Below are 22,220 nucleotides of genomic sequence, written 5' to 3' on the forward strand. Positions count from 1 at the left end.
AGTAACTTATCACTTAGAAGCTATAAGCCACTGACGCTTTGAAGTTACGACCAGCTTCGTAGCTAGTGTACTTATCTGAACCCCAAGAAATACCAAAGCCTGTATGCTCTGCGTACTGCTTGTTGAATAGGTTGTCTACCGCTAGGTTAAGTGATAGGTCTTTTGCAAAATCTGGTACGTAAGCCGCCCATAGGTTGTGCGTTGCAAAACCTGCACGTTCAATCTTGTCACCATCTTCGTCTTTGTAATCATTACCCGGAACGAAACGTGAATCCCAGCCGAACACAAACTCGCTGGTTAGATCGTATTTGAAGCCCGCCTTAATGTTATGGATACCAGTTTTGTTCATGTGGCTCTTCTTGCCATTCTTCAGGCTCGTTTGCTCACCATCAGAGTATGAGTGGTTTGCGTAAAGCGCGAAGTCTTCAATGCTGTAGGTGAATACCGTCTCTACACCCCAAACTTCAACATCGTATTGGTTTACCAAAGTTGTGTTGTTTTTGGTTGGGTGCATTTGGTTATCTAGATCATACTGGTAAGCAGTAAAACCAAGGATTGCATCGTCTGCCATCAGCAAACCAGACATGTCGTAATCAAAGCCTGCTTCGTAGTTGTTACCCGTCATCGCTTTGGTATCAGACTGTTTAACATCGCTCGCCGCTTTCATGGTTAGCGTTTCTGGCAATGAAGCCCCTTTGAATAGACGACCGTAACCAATACGAAGTTTTAGGTTGTCTGTGGTTTGGTATTCACCTTGGAACTTAGGCGATAGTTGATCGTATTTACCTTTAAACACGCCACCCAGCTCATGAACATCGTAGCGAAGACCAGTTACGAAACGGAAGTCATTAATCTCAAACGCATCTTGAGCGTAAATACCGTAAGCCGTTACAGTACCGCCATCCATGTCGTAGTTCTTCGTTTGATCTTGTTTTGAACCTGAGGTGTAGTGACCTAAACCAGAGTCAATCCACTGCTCCGCTTTGTAGCCTTCGAAGCCGTAAGTCAGCTCGTGTTCACCAACCCAAGAGATATTGCGGATGTCACCACCAATGGTCGTCACGTTGTATTCGCGATCAGGAATCGATAGGTCACCATCTTTGGTGAATTCCCAAGCGCCGTTCACCTTCTTCCAATCGCCGTACTCTTCGACTAACGCGTCGCGTTCCATGTATTGACGGTTGTAGTACAAGTTGGTTTTTAGGTTAACCAAGTCGCTTCCATTATCGAAACGGTGCTCGAACGTTACGGTATCACGGTTAAGTGAGTTGTAGTTGTGATCATCATGCAGGTAAAGTGCGCCTGCTTTTTCACCTGATAGCTGACGCTTACCGCCATCTTGGTAGGTGTTAAAAGTAAGCTTAAATTCATTAGCATCGTTTGGAACGAAGACTAGCTTCACCAAGCCAGATTTCAGTTCACCTTGCTTTGAAGTCACGTCATCTTTACCAGGAATGTAAAGATCGCCGTCTTCTGAGTAGTTGATGATACCCATCAACTGAAGTTCATCATTCAACTGCGCGTAAACCGCAACATTCGTCGTGAAGCGCTCATAAGCCGTTTGATACCCCGTTTTAACGCGAGCACCGACGCTTTCGCCTTCCGAAAGTAGATCGCTGGGATCTTTCGTTTCGTATTTAAATGAGCCGTTAATCGCACCAGCACCAGACAGTACTGAGTTACCACCTAGCGTGATTTCAGCTAACTTAAGCATCGCAGGATCGAACGTTTGGTCGCCCGAGTGGTGGAATAACTGACCTTCTTGACGCGCACCATCAATGGTTACGACAGAGAATTTGTCTTCCATACCGCGAATGTAAACTTTACGGGAGTAACGAGCGTTACCGTCAACCGTAACACTCGGCATGGTGTTCAATACGTCTTTAATATCCGACGCTTGTTTGAGCTCTAACGTTTCAGCGTTAATCTCAGTTTGAACAAGTTGATCAAGGGCAGAACCGACAACAACAATATTTTCATCGGAAGCGTGAGCAGCAAAAGAGGCAATGGCAACGGTGATGGCTGCTGATAGTGACTTCAGTTTCATAATACTACTTATATTTTATAAACAACAACGTGGTGCGAAGCATAATACACAACATTAATGATAATTAATCTCATTTACATTCTTTACGTTAATGAGTGATTTATTTTTATTCAGAATGAACCAGGCATCGTCAGTAAACCACTCAGCAGAAAAGAGCAAAAAAGTGCGAGGAAGTGGGTGTTGGACGGTTTTGAGTAAAGTGAGAAGTAGATAACCTCCACGAATCTGCTTCCAGTGTTAGACTAAAACCACTCTCTTTCGCTTTGTGAAACACGATGCCATCTCGCCCAAAAACCTTTTATGAACAAGAAATCGATCGCGTGTACAGCGAGATGCCGTTGAGCCCGAAACAGTACCTCCTGATCAGGCAGTCCAAGGCATTTATGGAAAAGCATCACTCAGAAAACATCGAGCTAAACGACTTAGCCAAAGCGGCTTTTATGTCACGCTTTCACTATGTGCGGATTTTCAAACAGATGTATGGTGTCACGCCGCGAAGCTATTTAAGGGATATGCGGATTAAAAAAGCCAAAGTGCTGCTCAAGGAAGGTCACTCGATTACGGATACTTGTTTTCAGGTTGGCTATGAGAGCTTAACCACGTTTTCGAGTGTCTTTAGAAAGAGCACAGGTTACTCCCCCAAAGCGTTTCAAAAAATATATAAAAGCAATCTAGAATAAGTTTTTGAGCCAAGCTTTCGCTATCTTTTACTTATTCCAAAACAGTAAAGGTGAATACCCGTGATCAGAATTTCCCTAACCAGCGTTCCTGTTAACGATCAAGATAGAGCTCTCGATTTCTATACCAATATCCTTGGTTTCATTAAAAAAACAGAAGTACCAATTGGTGAGCACAAATGGCTAACAGTGGTCTCTCCACAAGAGCAATCTGGCGTGGAATTATTGTTAGAACCGATGGCATTTGGTCCAGCAAAAATATACCAAGACGCGTTGAAAGAAGCCGGAATCCCATGGACGTCGTTTGCGGTCGATGACCTGAATAAAGAATATGCAAGATTAACTGAGCTTGGCGTGCAGTTCTCAATTGAGCCACGAGAAGCAGGCACGGTCATGATTGCGGTACTTGACGATACCTGTGGTAACTACATCCAATTGATGCAAGAGCTTTAAAAACGGCTCATGAGCGGATAGAAAGAACAGAGGTTATCAGGTAAGCACCAAAATCTGAGACCTCTTGTTTGTATAAAGCCCTACCGAAAAAGTGTGATTACACCAAGCAAAGATATGAAAGTGATCGTGTATTCGATATCCAACTCGATTAGCATGGATTTTTTAACATCCTGTCACATTTATAGAACCTATGTTTGGATTAAAACGAATCAAATCAGAAAATGAGCTGCTAAAGCAAGAATTAGCAGATCTCAAACAGAAGTACCAAACTGACGTTGCTGCTCTGGAAAATCAGCTCCAAGAGGCTCAGCAGCTTGTTCGCTCCGCTCAACAGGAACACCACAATAGTGATGAGTTGATGTCGAGCAGTTTGAAAGGTGGAGATATGCTCCAAACCATTCGAACAGAGATGGTGGAGAGTGCGCAATCTATGGCGCATGAAAACCAAGAGCTGCAACAACTAGATGAAATGTTTAAGCAGACTCATCAAGCTCTTGCTCGTCTTGATAACCGAGCAGTGAAGATCAGTACGCAAGCCTCACAAAGCATTGAATCGGTTCAAATATTAGATAAAACTGCCACTTCTATTTCCCTTCTTGTATCGACTATTCAAGAGATTTCTGACCAAACGAATTTGTTGGCATTAAATGCAGCGATTGAAGCAGCACGAGCCGGTGAAGCAGGCCGCGGATTTGCCGTGGTGGCAGATGAGGTAAGAAACCTTGCAGGCAAAGCCAGCGAAGCCAGTGAGCAGATTGATTCTTTGGTTAACCAAGTACTAACGCAAGTGAACGCGATTAAAACCTCGATTGATGAAAACCAAACTTGTGCTGAGGAAGTGTCTGCCTCTTCTGCGCAGATTGGTTCTATTGTCAACGAAGTGGTCGTGAAATCGGAACACATGCAACAGGTGATCCATATTGCTTCCACACGCGCTTTCTTGGATACGGTCAAACTCGACCACGCTATTTGGAAGAACAATATCTATCGTCTCCTACAAAAAGGCGCGTTTGGTGAAACCGTTAATAGCCACTCTGAGTGTCGCTTGGGTCAGTGGTACTACCGTGGCGATGGCAAGGCTTACAGCCACTTAAGAAGCTATGCATTACTTGAAGAACCACACAAGGGCGTGCATGACGGTGGACGTGAAGCGATGAGCCAAGCCAAATCTGGCAACATGGCAGGCATGGTGACTGCAATTAACGCCATGGAAGACGCCAGCGAACAAGTCGTAGTGCAAATCGATCGCCTAATGGATGAAATCATCGCGAGTTAAAGGCACCTCAATTGCTCTTGGCTAGAACACAAAAGGGATGGTGAATGCCATCCCTTTTTTATTCTTCAATTTACCCAGTAACCTCAAGGTGTTTGAATATAGTTACTATATGGTCAGAATGATTTTGCCTTGCAGCGTGACCGACTCATCTTCTATCAGCTCGAAGGCGCGCTGGAACTGTTCTAACGGAAGGTAGCAATCCACATCGAGTTGTATTTGGTGTTCCATAAAGTGTTCTAGCATCTCGGCAAAGACTTGTTTGCGAACGGTCTTACCTACCGACTCTTCCCAATAGCGCAAAAAGAACGTACTGAAGTCGATATTGTTTTGCTTCATACAAGCGAAGAAAGCTGGCTCATAAGGGGTGAGTGAAAGCGTTCCATAATTGATGTATATTCCCGAATTACGCACAATTTGGATGAGTTCTGTACCCAACTTGCCGGCAATGGCATCGAATGCAACATTGGGTTGAGGTAACTCTCGGGCATCAATTTGAGATTGCAGATCTTGCTTGCTATCTAACACTGCAATGGAATCGTATGGATAACGCTCTGGCGCGGAGCTTATCGCAATTAAAGTAAATCCAAGTGAGTGCGACAACTGAGCGAAGATCTTACCAATCGCAGAATTGCCCGCGTTGATGATCACCACATCCTCTTTGCTCAGCTTGGCAACGTGAGTTGTGATTACCCAAGCCGTCAGGGCATTGATATACAACTGGCAAGCATAGCAGCTCTCAAGCTCTTCCGGCACTACAAAGACATTCTCCGCAGGCGCATCGACATAGCTTTGCCAAGTCCCGCTCTGTGCCACCAGCACCTTTTGCCCGATGTGAAATTCGGTTGGATGCGGATCGTTTATCTCAACCACACGCCCTACCGCTTCAAACCCAGGCACTCGCGGCGGTACATGCACACGACGATACTGCCCTACTCCCTGAATCGACAATCGGTCACTTGGATTAATGTTTGTGGCTTCGATTTGCACGCGCACTTTGCCCAAAGCGAGTGGCTCTAGCTCAACATGCTCCAACACCAATGACACACTTGGCGAGCCAAAGCTCAGTTGATTAACGCGAGTGGTTGTCTTGGTCTTAGTTAAGCTCATCTTGATACCATTGAATTGCTCGAGGGAATATGGCGCGCCATAGGGAAACCGGTATATAACGTTTTCTCGGCGCGCGCGTCAAATTGGATAAGAGCCTAAACGGGTTGACTCAGCATAAACACCACCACTAACGCTAGGCTGCTGCCCATGCATCGGTTTACCCACACCACCTTTTGTGGTGACTGAATAAAGCGGTTCAATACGGTGCCAAAGTACGCCCACGCAAACATCCCCAGCACACCGGTTCCTACCATCACGCTGATAATGATCACCACTTGAGTCAGGTAATCATTGTTTGGCGAGATAAATTGAGAGAACACTGTCAGCGATGCGACCCAACTTTTCGGATTGAGAATTTGCACCCAAACGCCAGATAAAAAGCCGGACTTTTTCGCATTCAAATCGTTGTCGAGTTCCATTGTGGCAATCGACCATGCGAGATACAGCAGGTAGGCCGCACCAATCCACTTCAACGCTGTGTACAAATCTGGGTAAAGGGTAAACAAACTGACAAGCCCCACACTTGCACCAACCAACATGATGATCACCCCGACTGCATTGCCCAATACAAACGGCACGGTCGCAGAAAACCCATATCGGCTTGAAATACCTAACAGCGCGACGTTACCCGCTCCCGGCGTTAAAGAAATAGAAACGGCAAACAATAAAAATGCCGCCAGCAATTGAGCACTCATGCACTCTCTCCCAAAAAGTAATCAACGAATATGGGAAACAGTCTAACGATTTGGGTAGAAAGAAAATTGCTATCTGCGCTACGATAAAAGTCAATTTGAGCAGACTATTTCTAAAATAATTATGAAAAAGAAAGAATCCACCAACTTTGAATTGGATAGTACCGATTTCGCCATTCTTGACCATATTCAGAAAGATGGTCGCATGAGCAATTCTAAGCTTGCCGAGACCGTCAACCTGAGTGAAACGCCATGCTGGCGACGCTGGAAGAAAATGGAAGAGGAAGGTTACATTGAGGGTTACGCTGCAAAGCTGAACCGTAAAAAACTCGGTTTCCAAGTTTCTGGTTTTACTCTGGTTACCCTCGGCAGTCATGAGGTAGAAAACACCACGCCTTTTGAAGACTTTGTCGCAGAAACCGATTGGATCTTAATGTGTCACTGCATTGCAGGCAGCGCGGATTACATGGTGCAAGTGGTGGCGAGAGATTTAGACGAATACTTTGACCGCATCAGTGCTATTCGCCGCGTGAAAGGCATCAGCGCCATTCAATCCAACGTCTCCGTTAAGGAAATCAAGAGTACTTTCCAGTTGCCGTTAGAGTAGTGTGATGGACGAGACTGATGTTGTGGGCAAGATTGGACTCGCTATCCCCGTCGCCCATTAACACGAAACTGCTGTGGGGTGACATCAAAATAGGCTTTAAACGCTTTGATGTAAGAAGAGTCATTTTGATACCCCACTTGATCGGCAATGCTTTGGATCGAGAGCTCTTCGTCCAGCAAAGAGAGCGAATAAATCAGCCGAATTTGTTGCCGCCAAAGTTGAAATGAGGTGTTGAACTCTTTGGAGAACAGGCGCGACAAAGTTCGCTCGGATGCGCCGACTTTCTCTCCCCACTGTTTGAGTGACCAATCTAATGCTGGCGTGTCGGTCAGCGCTTCAAATATCAGCTTTAAGCGTCGGTCTTCTGGCAGCAGTAACTGAAAGGTCTGCACGTTATCTTTCATGATTTGATCATGCAACACGCCAAGCAATCGTGATACTTCCTCATCACTCACGAGCCCTTCGCACTGGCGGCGTATTTCCTGTAACAACTCGTTTAAGAACGGCGTGAGAGTGATGGTTCTAACTTGATGCTCGTACTCAGTACCAAACTTAGGGTTTAGATAGATACCGACAAATGTCGTATGGCTTAGCGCGATGGATTCATGTTGAATACCCGCAGGTACAAACAGCGCAGAGGTATGAGGCACAAGGTGTTGGTAGTGCTCGGTTTTGGTTTGCAATAGCCCTTTGATCGGGAAAATGACTTGATGCCACGTGTGTTGGTGCAGCGCATCAATGTAACCTTTCGGCATGTCGATGGTCTTAACCAAAGCTGGAGAGTGAGGATTGGCAGCCATCATCTCATTGGAGGTCATAACACCGGAGTGAGAATCGATTTGGCGGGTTGGCATCATTAACTGTCCTTACATCCCTACTCTGACACAAGTTCACTAGGCTATCATGCTCGGCAAAGTGAATGAAGCCGTGAGGTGCGACGTATGCGATATCAAGTTGAAATATCCAAAGAAAACCAACTCTTATTCAAAGTCAATATTGATAACATCAACCAAGACAAGTGCGAAGCATCGCTTGAAACCGTGTTAACCAAGTTTCCTAAAACGGAAGGTTATCAACGTCATGTGTTGGTTTCAGATAGCGAAACGCGCTACTTAAAAAGCACAGAAAAGCGCATTGAAGTACTGGCAGCGATTCCGGTATTCAAATCATTGGGTGAGCGATAACGTGATTTTGTCTCACGCCGTTTGGCAAATCAGTTTTAGCGATAAGGAAAGAATATGAAGAAGTTAGGCGTAGTTAACAGCGTATTAGCAGGTAAAACCGTTGCCTTTGCACATGGTGCGAAAAGTGCGATTAACAAACAGGTTCTACCTCAGCGTCAGCACGCAACAGAACTGGGTTTTACCAATGACGAACAAGGCGATCCGCGCTTTCATGGTGGGATTCAAAAAGCCCTTCATATTTACCCAAGCGAGCACTATCCGATTTGGCAACAAGAGTTGGGCGACAAAGCGATTTTCCAATCAGTTGGCGCGTTCGGTGAGAACTTAAGCTCAAGCGGCGTAACAGAAGCGTCCATTTGCCTGAAAGATAAAATCCGCATCGGCTCAACCTTGCTGGAAGTATCCCAAGGGCGCATGCCTTGCTGGAAACTCAACGTCCGCTTCGAGCAAAACGACATGGCGAGAAGACTGCAAGACACGCTTCGAACAGGCTGGTACTTCCGAGTGCTACAAGAGGGCGATATCGGTGCAGGTGACGAGATTATTCTGTGCGAAAGACCTTACCCAGACTGGTCATTGGCTCGCATCATGGGCGCAGTATTTACTGGTTGCCTAGATAAAACAGAGCTAAGCCAACTGGCGGAACTTCCATTAGTTGAATCTTGGGGCAAGCTTGTTGAGCGCCGCCTAGAAACCGGTGAAGTCGAAGATTGGGAAATGCGTTTGGTTGGTCCGACTGCGGGTTAATTCCCGTTTTGACTCCCTGAGAGAAGGAAGCGTATCCCTTCCAATATTAGCCCCACTACCAAGTCAGTGGGGCTTTTGCTTTTTAGCCGTTCAATACAGCAAATCTGTATTTAAGCTGGAGCTTAGCAATTAACAAAGGTTAATGAATCCCGTACAAATACTCTTTATGTTGTACCCAAAATAATACAAGGGGAAGCATGATGCTCGAGTGGAGAATTAAGAAATTCGCAGACCTGTCTGTTCAAGAGCTTTACGATTTTTTGCAGCAAAGAGTCAATATTTTCATCGTAGACATGAACACGCCATACAGCGATTTGGATGGTAAAGATAACCATCCCGACACCTACCACGTGATGGGGTATGATAATGAACGTCTGGTGGCTTATAGTCGTATTATGCCTCCGAAACTCGGATATCCCGTTGACGTTTTACCCTTGCTGAACTCTGATGCCAATGACGTGTGTATTGGTCGCGTTATCGTCGCAGAGGACTACAGAGGGAAAAACATCGGTAACCAATTGATGCAAGTGAGCTTCGATGCCACAAGAAAGATCTACCCGAACGACAGCATTTTTATTTCCGCACAAGCACACTTGAGAGACTACTACGGCAAGTTCGGCTTCGATGTTGTCACCGATAGCTACTTGGAAGACGGATGCACTATGTTGGGTCTTAGACACATTCCGAAAGTTATCTGCTCAGCATAAAACCATTCATCATTCTATACGTTCACTTATAACGCTATTAGGCGTTTTATCTCAAAGCCAAAACCGTCATCACTTTGCTCTGTATCGTGTATTGAAACAAAGCAAAGGAGAAAGGCAATGAGCGGACAGTTAGTAAGATTGGTTTTAAGATGGATGCATATATTGTGTGCGCTGTTGGTGGGTGCAGCGCTTTATTCACCGCTGAAGGCAAATGAAATGTTCATGACGTTAACGTTATTTGTACTTGTTCCCGTCGTTGCTATCACAGGCGTTATGATGTGGAAGCAAGGGAAAGTCATGAAGTACCTTCACCGCAAACCCAGTTAAACCATCTAAACGGCGATAGAGATCATCTATACCAATGTCTCAACCATGCCTTCACAGCGGGCATGGTTCTACTTCTTAGCGTTTTTTTTAGGCGAAACCATACATTTCTTAAAGTCATCATTACACTTCCATACGCTCTGCTGATAGAGGGTTACAATTTTATTTTGTACAGCGTTCAAAACCAAACAACTGGGACAGAACAATGAACAAAACAATTATTGCATTATTAACGTTGACGGCTGCAGGCACGGCAACAGCGGGTGATACTTACATTCGTAACGGTAACATCTACAACAACGAAGGTGGCTGGATGGTCGAAGCTGGCGTAGTACAAGCGAGCGATCTTTTCAAAGACCAAAAACACAACACTGCGCCAGTTCTAAACGGTGGCTACCATGGTGAAGACTTCAACGCTGATTTAGGCGGTATTAACTACCGTTTCCTAGGTGACAACGATGAACTACTTAACATGAGTGCTTACGTGGTAGGTAGCGGTGTACCTCGTGATAGCGATGTAGCGAAAAGCCTAAAAGGTACGAAACGACGTGATATCGCGATCGATCTAGGTTTGAACGCAGATTTCAGACTTGATCCAAACAACGTGATCTCAACTTACCTACAACATGATGTATCAGGTGCTTACAAAGGCTTCCAAGGCGGTGCTACTTACTTCCATATCATGAATATCGGTAATGTTGATTTCGTACCATTTGCGAGCGTGTCTTACCAAAGCAAAGATTACGTTGATTACTACTTCGGTGTAACAGACAAAGAAGCACGTGCAAACCGCAAAGCATACAAAGGCGATGCAACCGTAAACTACGGTTTAGGTTACAAACTGGTAGTGCCAATCACTGAGCACTGGCAAATCAGCCAAGTATCACAATACACTCGTCTAGGTAGTGGCATCAGCGATTCTTCTATCGTAGACAGTGCAAACCAATGGGCAGTAGGCGCGACAGTTTCTTACAACTTCTAAGCACTACCCCTATTTAGACACACACTCCATTTAATTAAAAAGCCATCATTACGATGGCTTTTTTTTATTTGGTTTTGCTCATTTAGCTTTAGGCGCTTGACGTTTCGGCTTACCTTGAAACTGCTTAATGCTCTTTTTGGCATTGGTTCGGCGATTGGCTTTTTTATCACGTGGGGCGCGCTTGCTTTCGCCTGTTGATGGCTTATCCGTTACAGGGAAACCTTCAAGGTCTTGCGTTGGCAATTCACGTTGCGTCAAGTTACGGATCGCTGTAAGCGCTTCGGTTTCTCCATGGCAGACCAGCGACATTGCGACACCTTGCTCGCCAGCACGCGCTGTGCGCCCAACTCGGTGAACGTATGTTTCCGCATGCATTGGCAATTCAAAGTTAATTACTACTGGTAGTTGCTCGATGTGAATACCGCGAGCTAATAGATCGGTAGCGATCAACACCTGTGTTTGCCCGGACTTAAACTGCGCCAACGCTTCTTCTCGCTCTGCTTGGCTCTTATTACCGTGCAGCGCATTGGTTGTAATTCCAGCTTTGTTCAATTTCTTCGCCAAACCATCAGCGTTCTCTTTCGCGCCAATAAATACCAATACCTGCGCCCATGCATTTTGCTTGATCAGTTCAACCAACGCTTTGGTTTTGCTGCCTTTGTTGACGAGATACAGCGTTTCGGCAATAGCTTGATTGGTGCTGTTTTCTTGATGCGCTGCTACCTGTTTTGGTGCGTGCATGAGTTGCTTGGCTTTGCCCTTCAACTCATCAGAAAACGTTGCTGAGAACATCGCGGTTTGACGCTGGTTTGAAATCTGCCCTGCAATATTTTGCACGTCTGGCCAAAAGCCCATATCCAGCAAACGATCCGCTTCATCCAACACTAGATAATGGATATTACTCAAGACCAAACCGTTGTTCACCAGATCAACTAAACGACCGGTTGTCGCCACAAGAATGTGGGGATTTGACGCAAGTGCTTGTAGTTGCTGCTCTTTATCAACGCCACCACACAAACACACTGCGTTAAGACCAATAGATTGACCAACTTGGTTAATCGCCTCGCTCACTTGTGTCGCCAGTTCACGTGTAGGTACTAGAATCAGCGCTTTTTGCTCTGGATTTACACTTAGCTTTTCCAACAAAGGCAAACCATACGCAAGGGTTTTACCACTGCCTGTATTTGCCAATGCCAACACATCTTTACCACTGAGTAGCTCAGGAATAGCCAAAGCCTGAATATCAGTTGGCTTCTTAAAGTCTTTTGGCAGTGCGTGAATCAGCTCAGAACTCAAAGAGAGAGTAGAAAATGGCATTAGCTTAACCTTGTGCTTTTGATTGAAGAGGCAGTAAAAGATGCGGTAAATCGCAGGCGCGGACTTTACCACAATCTAGGAGACGAACAATCCAATTTTAGAAGAGGAAGTCTGCGAACGTCGTTGGTTTTTAATACCTCAAACCAAAACAGTGATTAGATTGCCGCTTGGTAGGTACCACGAATAGGGTAATCATTTTCTGGGTTACGGATAAACGCCAACCCTGAGAGCAAGACTTCTAGGTCAGGTCGAGCGAATGGACCGTTGGAAATATCAACTAACTGAACTTGTCCTTTACTGTTCACCACAAACAAACCTGGCTCTGCAAAAAGATGGTCTGTCTCTTTTTCTGAGCGAGGCTCCGAGATATACAAACCTAGCGTTTGCATCTGCTCTACTGTCAGACCATAAGCGACTGGGAACGTGACGGTCAGTTGCTCCTTATGCTGCTCTAGCTGTGCTTGGCTATCTGCGGACACCGCTACGATATCCATCCCGAGTTGTAAGAATCGCGCTTTTAGTGTCTCTAGTTGGTTGAGATAGCGAGTACACAAAGGGCAATGTTTGCCACGGTAAACCACCACTAAACGCCAATCGACATTCTCTGAAGGCTTACCTAGCACGATTGTATCGCCATTTAACGTTGGTAGAGTGATAGAGGGAAACAAATCACCTGCGGTAAATTTCGTCGTTGTCATTATTCAGTCCTATTTACTTCACATTGTTCACGGTAAAGCGGGCGCGACACAGGTTGGAGTGGAGGGCATTGCTGCCCTCACATGTCGCGCCCTAATCAAGAGACCGGAGTTATCATCGAATGTATTCGTTACATTTGTCAGAATTAATACGTTCAATAACCACAACTTTTAAAAATGTGAACGCAGAACCAAAACTCTGCGCTTTTACATTGTAAATCGAGCGGATATTTTAGCTTTATGCCACTTCAGCACTATACATTTGAGCCATGTGAAGGCACTGCGGTTCTGGTGAGAAATCAACGATACCTCCTCGCCCAGCTTCAACATTACAGTACTCAACTAACAAGGCTTTGAGCTTAACTCGACCGCGCTGAATTCGGCTTTTCGTCGCAGAAAGCGAAAGCCCCAACTGATCCGCTACCATTTGTTGAGGCAAACCATCGAGTTCAGACAAAATCATGGCTTGGCGATATTTCTCTGGTAGGCACTCAAACATTGGACGCAAACAATGCCCCATGGTTTGGAGATTCTCCAACTCAATCGGCATTTTCTCTTCAACCTGATTGTCTATCAGCTCTTCATAACTTTGCTGCGTACGATAGTGATCCATGATCGCGTTGTGCGTGATGCGATATAACCAACTTTTGATTTTGCTTCGCGCTTCTAACTGGTCGATCTTTTGACTCGCCTTGATGTACACCTCTTGCAAAATGTCATCGGCTAAATCGGGATCACTGGTCTGTTTGACAATGTAGTTTTTGAGCTGCTCTTTGTGTGCCAACCACTCTGCTAACATGCGACGGTCTCTATACATAAAACAATAATTCGATATTAATCGAAATATAAGCCATATGGCAAGTATGACCTATACATTATGACTCAGACTCAACCGCGCCATCTGCTTTCATCCATTCAGCAAAACCACCAACAAGGTTGAGCACAGGCCCAAGCCCCATGTCAGCGGCTTGTTTTGCCGCATAGAGGGAACGAAGCCCATGCGCACAGTAAAAGACGTACGTTTTATCTTGAGCAAAGACTGGGTTATGCACTGGGCATTGTGGATCAATCAAAAACTCCAACATGCCTCTTGGGCAGGTAAATGCCCCCGGAATCACGCCAAGTTTGCGCCTTTCATCGGCTTCTCGTACATCCACGAATACATAACCTTCGTCTGCAAACAGCGCTTTAGCATCCTCAATAGAGAGATCTGCGACACTCAAGCGCGCCTCTTCCGCTAGGGCTTTAATGCCTTTGGTGATGGTTTGTGTCATCGTTTTATTCTCTTACCACTTCACTTATTTGCGTTTATAGACAGCGGCTTTAAGCAGCTCAAACGAGGTTTGAATTTGCTCTAAAGAACAAGCGAAGTTCATGCGGTAGTAGTTTTCATTGGGTTCACCAAACCAAGTACCTGGCGTCAGTGCCATTTTGGCTTCTTCTGTCAGCAAGGTTTTTAACTGAGAAGATTCCAATTCTAAACCAGAAAAATCCAACCAAATTTGATTGGTTCCTTGTGGCAGGAATGCTTTCACCTGTGGCAAGTTGTGTTCAATAAACTCAATAATCCAGTTACGATTGTTTTGAGTGTAAGCATGAAAACCTTCAAACCACTCTTTGCCCTGTTGGTAAGCCGCAATCGTCGCATAGGTAGTAAACGCATTGCCATGATCGATAGAAAGTGAAGCGGATGTCGCTTTTATCTTCTCGAAAAGTGCTTGGTTATCGCTGTAAATGTAGCCGCTAGAGATGCTGTTCAAACCAAAGTTTTTCGCCGGAGAACCAATGATCGTCAGGCTGTTTTCATAACCTAATGAAGTCATACTGGTAAAGGTTGAACCTTCAAATACGATGTCGGCATGCACTTCATCGCTGATGATCATCACCTTGTATTTCTCAGCTAATGCCACCATGCGCTCTAGTTCAGCTTTGGTCCAAACACGCCCCACTGGGTTATGAGGATTGCACAGCAAAATCATTTGCACTTCACCACTTTTCAACTGGTTTTCAAGCAGTTCAAAGTCCATCACGTAGTGGTCATTTTCAATTTTCATTGTGTTGCCCACAACGGTTCGGCCAACTGACTCAATCAAACGTCGGAATTGATGATAAACCGGTGTCTGGATCAGAACGCCCTCACCTTCTTTGGTGAACTCGCGAATCAGGAGCGCAATCGCACTCAGTACGCCCGGCACTTGAACAAAGTTATCAGTGCTAAGCTCAAGACCATGCAAATCCTTATTCCAATCAGCAATGGACTGAAAAACCGTCTTGCTATCAAACTCATATGAGAAGGTTTCACGGCTGACAAGTTGCTGCATCGCTTGCGAAATAGGTGATGCAATAGGAAAGTCCATATCGGCAATCCAATACGGTACGACTTGGTCTGTTCCGTACACTTGGTTGAGCATTTGGCTATCGTGCTTGATGAATTTGTCTTTAATGTCTGAACGCGTTGGTTGCGGCTTGAACATGGAATTCTCCGGTCAAAATAGTTGTGTCTAATAAGACGACATCGCAAAGAAAAAGACGCAGATTATTTGCAACTCTTCATTATAAAAGTGACTTTCGATCACTTTTTACGCTAAGAATCATAGTGTTAAAGAGCAAAAATTCACAATAAATAACTGTGGTTAATCAAAATCCCATGAGAAGCCAACACTAACATCGCCATCGTCATTCGACTGCATGCGGGTTTTAATGTTGCTGTTTGGAAAATGCGTGATGTAGCACTCGACGTTTTTCTTTTTGTTCGCATCGGCAAGAGATGTGAATTGCTCTTCTGTCCCTCGCGTACATTTATCATCGGTAAAAGCGTCATGTTTTGGCGTTGTATCCAGCGCGTATGGAGAGCTCTCCCATGTATTGCTCTCTTCAAGATTGTAGTCTTTTGCCAAATCATCCAAAAAAATACCCTCAGCTAAGCTAGGAGCAGATACCGTTAGCAACGTCGTTGTAAAAAAAATCGCCTTATTCATTCCCCGTACCTTTATTCATCAATTTTATAAATCCACTTGGCAACATTAAATACTCGCATTAAGAAAAGCAATAAAAAATTATCGTAAAACGATAAGTTTTTATTGCGATATTATTTTTAACTGATTAGGATGAGCGAAAAATTAAATCTGATATGAGGTTTGTCATGTCTCAACATTCCATAAGCAACTTTAGTCGTAAGCTACTTATCCTATTTTGGTTTTCTATGATCTTCACGGTTGTGCTCAATACCGTCTTTTGGTTTGGGGCAACTATGTTTGATGCGGAGTGGTTTCACGCCACCTTTCCTATTGAAGTGGCGCTCCCTCTTTCCGTTACGCGTTCTATAATTGGCTACTTCCCAAGCATGATCTCAACACTACTGACAGTGGCCTTACTGTGGCAGCTCATCGTCCTTTTCCGTTTGTATGAGAAAGGGCAGATTTTTGAACGCCAAAATACGGAGTGTTTCAAGAAACTCAGCTACTTACTGATCGCAACACCGTTTATTGAAGTCACGATGGACGTGCTTCTTAGCTTGGCTTTGTCGTACAATGACGGGAATTGGAATGTGTCAGCGGAAGTAGACGACAGCGACATTACTATGATGGTCATCGGTTTTATTGTCCGAGTCATCGCTGTAGTGATGGATAGAGCAGTCGAGCTACAAGAAGAAAGTGAGCTGACAATTTAAGTGAATGGTATATGGCGATTGTAATCAACTTGGATGTAATGCTGGCAAAACGGAAGATGCGCTCTAATGAACTAGCGAAGCTCATTGGTATTACTGAACAAAACTTATCGGTACTCAAAAATGGTCGTGCTAAGGCGGTTAAGTTAGCCACTTTGGAAGCCATATGTACGCATTTAAATTGCCAACCAGGTGATATTTTAGAGTTTGTGCCGGATGACAACGATTAACACCCTTCATCCCTAATCAGCTTAAATAAAAACCGAAGCATTACGCTTCGGTTTTTTGCTTTTATTAATATGGTTTGATGGCACTCTCTGGTGTGCTTACTAAATTCAATTACTTAGTGTAGAAAGCGCGTTTTAGTGCCATCTCTAGTCCACGCACTTCCGCAAGACCTTTCAAGCGACCGATGGCTGAGTAGCCTGGGTTGGTCTTCTTCTTCAAATCATCCAGCATTTGGTGACCATGGTCAGGACGCATAGGAATTAAACGGTGATCGCCCACTTCTGCGCGGCGTTGTTCTTCATCCAAAATTGCCATCACCACATTGTACATATCCACATCGCCATCAAGGTGCGCCGCTTCGTGGAATGTCATCGGGTTGCTTTCTTCACGTTTGGTTGAACGCAAGTGAGTGAAGTAAACACGGTCACCGTGCTTTTTAATCATTTTCACTAGGTCGTTGTCACCACGAACACCGTAAGAACCGGTACACATGGTTAAACCATTCATTTTGCTTGGTACTTTTTCAGTCAACCAATCAATATCTTCGATGGTTGACACAATGCGTGGCAGACCAAGAATTGGGCGCGGTGGATCGTCTGGGTGTACCGCCAACTTCAAACCATGCGCTTCACACACTGGCATGAGTTCTGCCAAGAAGTGCGCCATGTGCTCACGGAGTTTGTCTTTGCTGATGCCCGAGTAACGGTCCAATTGTGCTTGGAACTCTTCTAGTGTGTAGCCTTCTTCTGCGCCCGGCAAACCAGCAATGATGTTGCTTGTCAGTTGTTGAATTTGATCCGCCGTCATGTTGTTGAAGTATTCAAGGGCTTGCGCTTGCTCAGCTTCGGTATAATTCGCTTCTGCGCCCGGACGCTTAAGAATATGCAGCTCAAATGCCGCAAATGCGATTTGGTCAAAGCGTAGCGCTTTAGAGCCATCCGGCATTTCAAATTCAAGGTCAGTACGTGTCCAGTCGAGTACTGGCATAAAGTTGTAGCAGACCGTATCTACGCCGCACTCAGCAAGATTACGCAGCGTTTGTTTGTAGTTGTCGATCCATTGTTGGAAGTTGCCCGTCTGAGTTTTGATTTCTTCGTGAACAGGAACACTTTCAACCACCGACCACGTTAAGCCTTTCTCTTCGATGATGGCTTTACGTTTTAAAATCTCTTCTTTAGACCACACTTCACCATTTGGAATGTGATGCAAGGCATTCACAATGCCTGTTGCGCCTGCTTGACGAATATCGTCTAGCGACACAGGGTCATTCGGACCGTACCAACGCCAAGTTTGTTCCATGACACTCACCTTTTTTAAGACGCACTCAGCCCGCTCGAATTTATCAAGCTAAGTGCACAACGACTTCTTAATATGCAGCCACGATAATGCAGCTGCGCTGACTAGAGCCGACCGAAGCCGGCAATGTGGTTAACCGTTTTCAGCGCCCTGCAGAACAACAGGGTTGGAACTGAATAAGTAACCATCAAAATTCGGGTCATCGATGTCAGACAGCTCCAACAGGCGCTGTTTAACGTTTTCAAGGTGTTGCCACATGGCATTTTTTGCAGCGATTGGATCTTTACGCTGCAATGCGGCAAGGATTTTGGCGTGATCGTCTAACCACTCTTCACGGTAGTCTTGACCAGCAATGTGAGAATGAAGTTTATTCCACATTGGGCTGCTCTCACGTCGCTCCCAAGATTGCTTCAGCATGTCCACCAGCACAGAGTTTTGAGTTGCCTCTGCAATGCACATATGAAACTTCTCATCACCGTTACAATCTGCGGTACCGCTGGCGAGTTCTTCTCGTTCTAACTCAAGGGCTGCACGCATTTTCACGATGTCGCCTGGCGTTACTTGCATCGCTGCAAATTCCGCAATGTTACTTTCAAGTAACTGGCGAGCTTGGAGCATTTCAAACGGACCGGCATCATCGCTGATCACGTTCTCACGGGAGTTCGGTTGAGATGGAATATTGATAACATACACCCCAGAACCTTTCTTCACTTCGACAAGGTTTTCCAGCTCCAGCATGATGATCGCTTCACGCACTACTGTGCGGCTAACGTCGAGACGTTCTGCGATATCGCGCTCAGGCGGCAGCCTATCTCCGACCACGTAACGGCCATTGATAAGTTCTTGTCTAAGGACTAAACCGATCTCTTGATACGGTCTTTTCGGTTCAAAAGGCATCATGATGATATTATCACTATATTCCATCTAACTTCTCACGCCATCATAACGACCAATAACAATTGGTCAACCTCTATGTACCAGAATGTGGTAACACCTTGTTTTCGATTGTTTATTACTAATTACTTTGTGAATTACTTAACTGCTTTGATCTTCTCAACCAGTTCATTTAATTCAGGATTTGTCTTTTCTAAGTCCGCGTACATTGGTTGAACCGCTTCAACGAATGCCGCTTTATTTGGTTCAACAAAAGTTACGCCCATCTTTTCAGCTTTTGTACGCTCTTTTGCTTCTGACTCAGCCCACAATTTCTTCATGTATTCAGAAGAGTCTGCTGCTGCTTTCATCAGTGCTTTTTGCTGCTCAGGTGTTAGCTTGTCGTACGTTTTAGTCGAAATAACCAATACGTCTGGCACCATTGTGTGCTCGTCTAGGCTGAAGTATTTCGATACCTCACTGTGACGGCTCAAGCTAAATGATGGGATGTTGTTTTCCGCTGCATCCACCACGCCTTGTTGTAATGCTGTGTATAGCTCACCGTATGCCAATGGTGTTGGGTTACCACCTAACGCTTTTACCATCGCAATCGCAGATGGGCTCGGCTGTACACGCACTTTCAGACCTTTTAGATCTTCAGGCGTATTGATTGGCTTGTTGGTGTAAAAGCTACGAGCACCAGCATCGTAGTAAGTCACACCAATAAAGCCGCTGTCTGCTGAAGAATTCAGGATTTCACGACCTACTTCACCGTCGGTCACTTTGTAGTAGTGGTCTTTATCGCGGAACAAGTAAGGCATGTTGAATGCCGCATAAGCTGGGGAGAAAGCTTCCAATTCTGCCGCGTTACTCTTCACCATATCCAGAGCACCGTTTTGCATTAGCTCCATCGATTCACGCTGAGTGCCTAACTGCGCATCAGGGTAGATACGGATACGAACTTCACCGTCTGTCATTTCACGAACTTCTTTTGCCATAAAGTCCATTGCTTTATGTACTGCATGGTCACGAGGGTGGTTGTGACTTAGCTTCAAAGTGGTCGCAGCATAAGCAGAAGCAGTGGCGCCGAAGGTCATTGCAGCACCTACTACAGCGCTTAAAAGAGTCTTACGCGTCATCATTGTTCTATTCTCCTTGGATTGGTTGTCCAATATGTAGGGTAGTTTTAATTTTTCACGGTATTTCTTGTTTCGAGGTCATTATTGGCGATCGAAAAACCTATCGTCAAAACAAAAAAGCAAATTGATTGACCAAAATCACAATAAGAACCCTTAAATTGGTCAACCAATCCATTTGTGAACCTGCTCACGTGACAACCAAATCGGCTAACTTATAATCCGACCAGAAAGATTAGCGTATGTTACTGCCCTACACAGAAACACATTCTTACATTGGTAAACCAATTGTTATGAGATACGCGTATTTACTGAAAGGAAACTAAAATGAATAAATTGGTCAAATACATAAATAGAGGGTTGGCCGCCTTTACCATCTCTCTGTCGACCTTCCTCGTTTTTTGCGTGGTCTGGCAAGTGCTATCTCGTTACGTTATTGGTAGACCAAGTACCGTGACCGATGAACTTGCTCGTTATCTCTTTATGTGGGTAGCCCTTATTGGTGCCGCATACACCACTGGTCTGAAACGTCACCTTGCTATCGACTTGCTGACAATGAAGCTGCAAGGCAAACGCAAACTCATCAATGAAATCGTCATCCAAATTGCCATTGCCCTGTTCTCTTACGTGGTATTGGTTCACGGCGGTACTCAACTGGCGATGAAAACACTGGCTACGGGTCAGTTAACGCCAGCACTAGGCTTGGAAATGGGCTACATCTACTTCTGCCTTCCAATTAGTGGCGCACTGATGATCTTCTACTCGGCGGTATTTGCTTTTGACCGCATCAAACAATTGACGTCTGGTGAAGCCCTACTCACCGACACCCAACTTGATCAATAGAGGGTTCCACAATGGAATGGCAATTAATTCTTACCCTATTCGGTAGCTTCGCAGTCCTGCTTGCGATTGGTGTACCGGTCTCTTTTGCTATCGGCTTGTCGTCGTTAGCGACCATTTTAATGAGCTTACCGTTAGAGCCTGCTATCGCCGTTGTGGCGCAGCGTATGGCGGCAGGTCTCGATAACTTCGCCCTATTGGCAATCCCGTTCTTTATCTTGGCGGGCAACATCATGAACCAAGGCGGTATCGCACTTCGCCTGATTAACTTTGCTAAAGTTTTAGGTGGCCGTCTTCCTGGTTCTCTAGCACACGTAAACGTGATGGCGAACATGATGTTTGGCTCTATTTCTGGCTCAGCGGTTGCGTCTGCTGCAGCGGTTGGCGGTACTATGTCTCCACTGCAAAAGAAAGACGGTTACGATGAAAACTTCTCTGCCGCAGTAAACATTACGTCTTGTCCTTCTGGTTTGTTGATCCCACCAAGTAACACACTGATCGTGTTCTCATTAGTGTCTGGTGGTACGTCTATCGCAGCATTGTTCCTAGCGGGTTACATTCCTGGCATCTTGATGGGTCTGAGCATCATGGTAGTGGCAGGCATTATTGCGAAACGTCGTGGTTACCCAATCGCAGCACGCCCTTCTCTTGCAATGGTTTGGGATACGTTCTTAAAAGCAGCGCCATCTCTGGCACTGATTGTGATCATCATGGGTGGCATTATCGGCGGTATCTTCACCGCAACAGAAGCCTCAGCTATCGCGGTGGTGTACACCTTCGCCCTTGCAGTACTGATTTACCGTGAAGTGAAATGGCGAGACCTTCCTAAGATCATCCTAGAATCTGCAGTCACCACCTCTATCGTATTGCTGTTGGTTGGCGCATCTATGGGTATGTCTTGGGCAATGGCAAACGCTGATATTCCTTACATGATCGCAGACGCTCTACTGGCTATTTCAGATAACCCTCTGATGATTCTTCTGATCATCAACATCATTCTGCTGATTGTTGGTATCTTCATGGATATGACACCAGCGGTACTGATCTTTACGCCAATTTTCCTACCAATCGCGCTGGATATGGGCATCGACCCAGTGCACTTCGGCATCATGATGACGTTCAACTTGGCTATCGGTATCTGTACCCCACCAGTAGGTAGCGCGTTGTTCATCGGTTGTTCTGTGGCGAACGTTGCCATCGACAAAGTGATTAAGCCTCTACTTCCATTCTACGTTGCACTGATTGCGGCACTAATGGCAGTGACCTTTATTCCTGAACTAAGCCTGTTCTTGCCTAACCTTGTTCTTGGCTACTAAGCGCTTAGTGACAAGCTCTAGAGTTACGATCTCTAGATTCGAATGATTA

26 protein-coding genes are annotated in these 22,220 nt (G+C 45.3%); 13 read left to right on the forward strand and 13 right to left on the reverse strand.

Translation table 11 applies throughout. The features are described 5' to 3' along the window. Positions 1–13: 13 nt before the first annotated feature. On the reverse strand, positions 14–2,047 hold the full coding sequence (locus QMY49_RS18745; protein ID WP_283316022.1) for a TonB-dependent receptor: 2,034 nt from the start codon (positions 2,045–2,047) through the stop codon (positions 14–16). A 275-nt stretch (positions 2,048–2,322) separates the two neighbouring features. Between QMY49_RS18745 and QMY49_RS18750 the strand changes: the two genes are divergently transcribed. The 3 genes from QMY49_RS18750 to QMY49_RS18760 all read left to right on the forward strand — a co-directional run bounded on the left by QMY49_RS18750 (position 2,323) and on the right by QMY49_RS18760 (position 4,453). Beyond that, a complete protein-coding gene (locus tag QMY49_RS18750) occupies positions 2,323–2,727 on the forward strand; it encodes a helix-turn-helix transcriptional regulator (protein ID WP_005450005.1) in 405 nt (134 codons plus the stop codon). A 60-nt stretch (positions 2,728–2,787) separates the two neighbouring features. Then, the gene (locus QMY49_RS18755; protein WP_005450004.1) at positions 2,788–3,177 is read left to right on the forward strand and encodes a VOC family protein; all 390 of its coding nucleotides are present in this window, start codon (positions 2,788–2,790) and stop codon (positions 3,175–3,177) included. A 190-nt stretch (positions 3,178–3,367) separates the two neighbouring features. Continuing rightward, positions 3,368–4,453: a methyl-accepting chemotaxis protein gene (locus tag QMY49_RS18760; RefSeq protein ID WP_009695860.1), complete on the forward strand. Its 1,086-nt coding sequence runs from the start codon at positions 3,368–3,370 to the stop codon at positions 4,451–4,453. Positions 4,454–4,558: 105 nt separating this feature from the next. On the opposite strand, the gene QMY49_RS18765 is transcribed toward QMY49_RS18760, so the two are convergent. Next, positions 4,559–5,560 (reverse strand): zinc-dependent alcohol dehydrogenase family protein, encoded by a 1,002-nt coding sequence (locus tag QMY49_RS18765; protein WP_283316028.1) that lies wholly within the window; start codon positions 5,558–5,560, stop codon positions 4,559–4,561. 95 nt (positions 5,561–5,655) lie between these two features. Then, positions 5,656–6,255, reverse strand: a complete 600-nt coding sequence (locus QMY49_RS18770) for a LysE family translocator (RefSeq protein WP_009695858.1) — start codon at positions 6,253–6,255, stop codon at positions 5,656–5,658. 121 nt (positions 6,256–6,376) lie between these two features. Here QMY49_RS18770 and QMY49_RS18775 point away from each other — a divergent pair, with 121 nt between their 5' ends. After that, positions 6,377–6,859 (forward strand): Lrp/AsnC family transcriptional regulator, encoded by a 483-nt coding sequence (locus QMY49_RS18775; RefSeq protein WP_005450000.1) that lies wholly within the window; start codon positions 6,377–6,379, stop codon positions 6,857–6,859. Positions 6,860–6,900: 41 nt separating this feature from the next. Here QMY49_RS18775 and QMY49_RS18780 read toward each other — a convergent pair whose 3' ends face one another. Further along, entirely contained in the window at positions 6,901–7,716 is an 816-nt protein-coding gene (locus QMY49_RS18780) for an AraC family transcriptional regulator (RefSeq protein ID WP_277205264.1), read from the reverse strand. Positions 7,717–7,800: 84 nt separating this feature from the next. Here QMY49_RS18780 and QMY49_RS18785 point away from each other — a divergent pair, with 84 nt between their 5' ends. The 5 genes from QMY49_RS18785 (at position 7,801) to ompV (ending at position 10,803) form a co-directional block, all read left to right on the forward strand. Beyond that, positions 7,801–8,043 carry a hypothetical protein gene (locus tag QMY49_RS18785; RefSeq protein WP_283316034.1) on the forward strand — a complete coding sequence of 81 codons (243 nt, stop codon included), beginning with the start codon at positions 7,801–7,803 and terminating at the stop codon, positions 8,041–8,043. Between the two features lie 54 nt (positions 8,044–8,097). Next, the gene (locus QMY49_RS18790; protein WP_283316036.1) at positions 8,098–8,790 is read left to right on the forward strand and encodes an MOSC domain-containing protein; all 693 of its coding nucleotides are present in this window, start codon (positions 8,098–8,100) and stop codon (positions 8,788–8,790) included. Positions 8,791–8,990: 200 nt separating this feature from the next. Further along, on the forward strand, positions 8,991–9,497 hold the full coding sequence (locus tag QMY49_RS18795; RefSeq protein ID WP_005449995.1) for a GNAT family N-acetyltransferase: 507 nt from the start codon (positions 8,991–8,993) through the stop codon (positions 9,495–9,497). Positions 9,498–9,614: 117 nt separating this feature from the next. Further along, positions 9,615–9,824, forward strand: a complete 210-nt coding sequence (locus QMY49_RS18800) for a hypothetical protein (RefSeq protein ID WP_005449994.1) — start codon at positions 9,615–9,617, stop codon at positions 9,822–9,824. A 202-nt stretch (positions 9,825–10,026) separates the two neighbouring features. Then, positions 10,027–10,803 (forward strand): outer membrane protein OmpV, encoded by a 777-nt coding sequence (gene ompV / locus QMY49_RS18805; RefSeq protein ID WP_009695852.1) that lies wholly within the window; start codon positions 10,027–10,029, stop codon positions 10,801–10,803. Between the two features lie 78 nt (positions 10,804–10,881). Here the strand turns inward: ompV and QMY49_RS18810 are convergent, their stop codons facing one another. The 6 genes from QMY49_RS18810 to QMY49_RS18835 all read right to left on the reverse strand — a co-directional run bounded on the left by QMY49_RS18810 (position 10,882) and on the right by QMY49_RS18835 (position 15,793). Beyond that, positions 10,882–12,120 carry a DEAD/DEAH box helicase gene (locus QMY49_RS18810; protein ID WP_009695851.1) on the reverse strand — a complete coding sequence of 413 codons (1,239 nt, stop codon included), beginning with the start codon at positions 12,118–12,120 and terminating at the stop codon, positions 10,882–10,884. 155 nt (positions 12,121–12,275) lie between these two features. After that, positions 12,276–12,818 (reverse strand): peroxiredoxin-like family protein, encoded by a 543-nt coding sequence (locus tag QMY49_RS18815; RefSeq protein ID WP_005449990.1) that lies wholly within the window; start codon positions 12,816–12,818, stop codon positions 12,276–12,278. Between the two features lie 235 nt (positions 12,819–13,053). Then, entirely contained in the window at positions 13,054–13,614 is a 561-nt protein-coding gene (sigZ, locus tag QMY49_RS18820; RefSeq protein ID WP_050904151.1) for an RNA polymerase sigma factor SigZ, read from the reverse strand. A 76-nt stretch (positions 13,615–13,690) separates the two neighbouring features. After that, positions 13,691–14,089: a rhodanese-like domain-containing protein gene (locus QMY49_RS18825; RefSeq protein WP_050938633.1), complete on the reverse strand. Its 399-nt coding sequence runs from the start codon at positions 14,087–14,089 to the stop codon at positions 13,691–13,693. A gap of 24 nt (positions 14,090–14,113) precedes the next feature. Beyond that, the gene (locus QMY49_RS18830; protein WP_283316039.1) at positions 14,114–15,289 is read right to left on the reverse strand and encodes a MalY/PatB family protein; all 1,176 of its coding nucleotides are present in this window, start codon (positions 15,287–15,289) and stop codon (positions 14,114–14,116) included. Between the two features lie 159 nt (positions 15,290–15,448). Then, positions 15,449–15,793 carry a hypothetical protein gene (locus tag QMY49_RS18835; protein WP_005449978.1) on the reverse strand — a complete coding sequence of 115 codons (345 nt, stop codon included), beginning with the start codon at positions 15,791–15,793 and terminating at the stop codon, positions 15,449–15,451. A 164-nt stretch (positions 15,794–15,957) separates the two neighbouring features. On the opposite strand from QMY49_RS18835, the gene QMY49_RS18840 reads away from it, so the two are divergent. Together QMY49_RS18840 and QMY49_RS18845 are read left to right on the forward strand one after the other, a co-directional pair. Then, positions 15,958–16,485, forward strand: a complete 528-nt coding sequence (locus tag QMY49_RS18840; protein ID WP_005449975.1) for a DUF2975 domain-containing protein — start codon at positions 15,958–15,960, stop codon at positions 16,483–16,485. 11 nt (positions 16,486–16,496) lie between these two features. Further along, positions 16,497–16,712: a helix-turn-helix domain-containing protein gene (locus QMY49_RS18845; RefSeq protein ID WP_283316040.1), complete on the forward strand. Its 216-nt coding sequence runs from the start codon at positions 16,497–16,499 to the stop codon at positions 16,710–16,712. Positions 16,713–16,821: 109 nt separating this feature from the next. Here the strand turns inward: QMY49_RS18845 and uxuA are convergent, their stop codons facing one another. The 3 genes from uxuA to QMY49_RS18860 form a co-directional block, all read right to left on the reverse strand. Next, the gene (uxuA, locus tag QMY49_RS18850; RefSeq protein ID WP_283316041.1) at positions 16,822–18,009 is read right to left on the reverse strand and encodes a mannonate dehydratase; all 1,188 of its coding nucleotides are present in this window, start codon (positions 18,007–18,009) and stop codon (positions 16,822–16,824) included. A gap of 129 nt (positions 18,010–18,138) precedes the next feature. Continuing rightward, positions 18,139–18,930, reverse strand: coding sequence for an FCD domain-containing protein (locus tag QMY49_RS18855; RefSeq protein WP_005449971.1), 792 nt, complete (start codon positions 18,928–18,930; stop codon positions 18,139–18,141). 107 nt (positions 18,931–19,037) lie between these two features. Then, positions 19,038–20,021 (reverse strand): TRAP transporter substrate-binding protein, encoded by a 984-nt coding sequence (locus tag QMY49_RS18860; protein ID WP_005449968.1) that lies wholly within the window; start codon positions 20,019–20,021, stop codon positions 19,038–19,040. 321 nt (positions 20,022–20,342) lie between these two features. On the opposite strand from QMY49_RS18860, the gene QMY49_RS18865 reads away from it, so the two are divergent. Both QMY49_RS18865 and QMY49_RS18870 read left to right on the forward strand, forming a co-directional pair. Next, positions 20,343–20,858: a TRAP transporter small permease gene (locus tag QMY49_RS18865; protein WP_005449960.1), complete on the forward strand. Its 516-nt coding sequence runs from the start codon at positions 20,343–20,345 to the stop codon at positions 20,856–20,858. A gap of 11 nt (positions 20,859–20,869) precedes the next feature. Next, a complete protein-coding gene (locus QMY49_RS18870; protein WP_005449959.1) occupies positions 20,870–22,171 on the forward strand; it encodes a TRAP transporter large permease in 1,302 nt (433 codons plus the stop codon). Positions 22,172–22,220 lie beyond the last annotated feature (49 nt).

It is taken from the genome of Vibrio harveyi, from assembly GCF_030060435.1.
GTDB lineage: Bacteria > Pseudomonadota > Gammaproteobacteria > Enterobacterales > Vibrionaceae > Vibrio > Vibrio harveyi.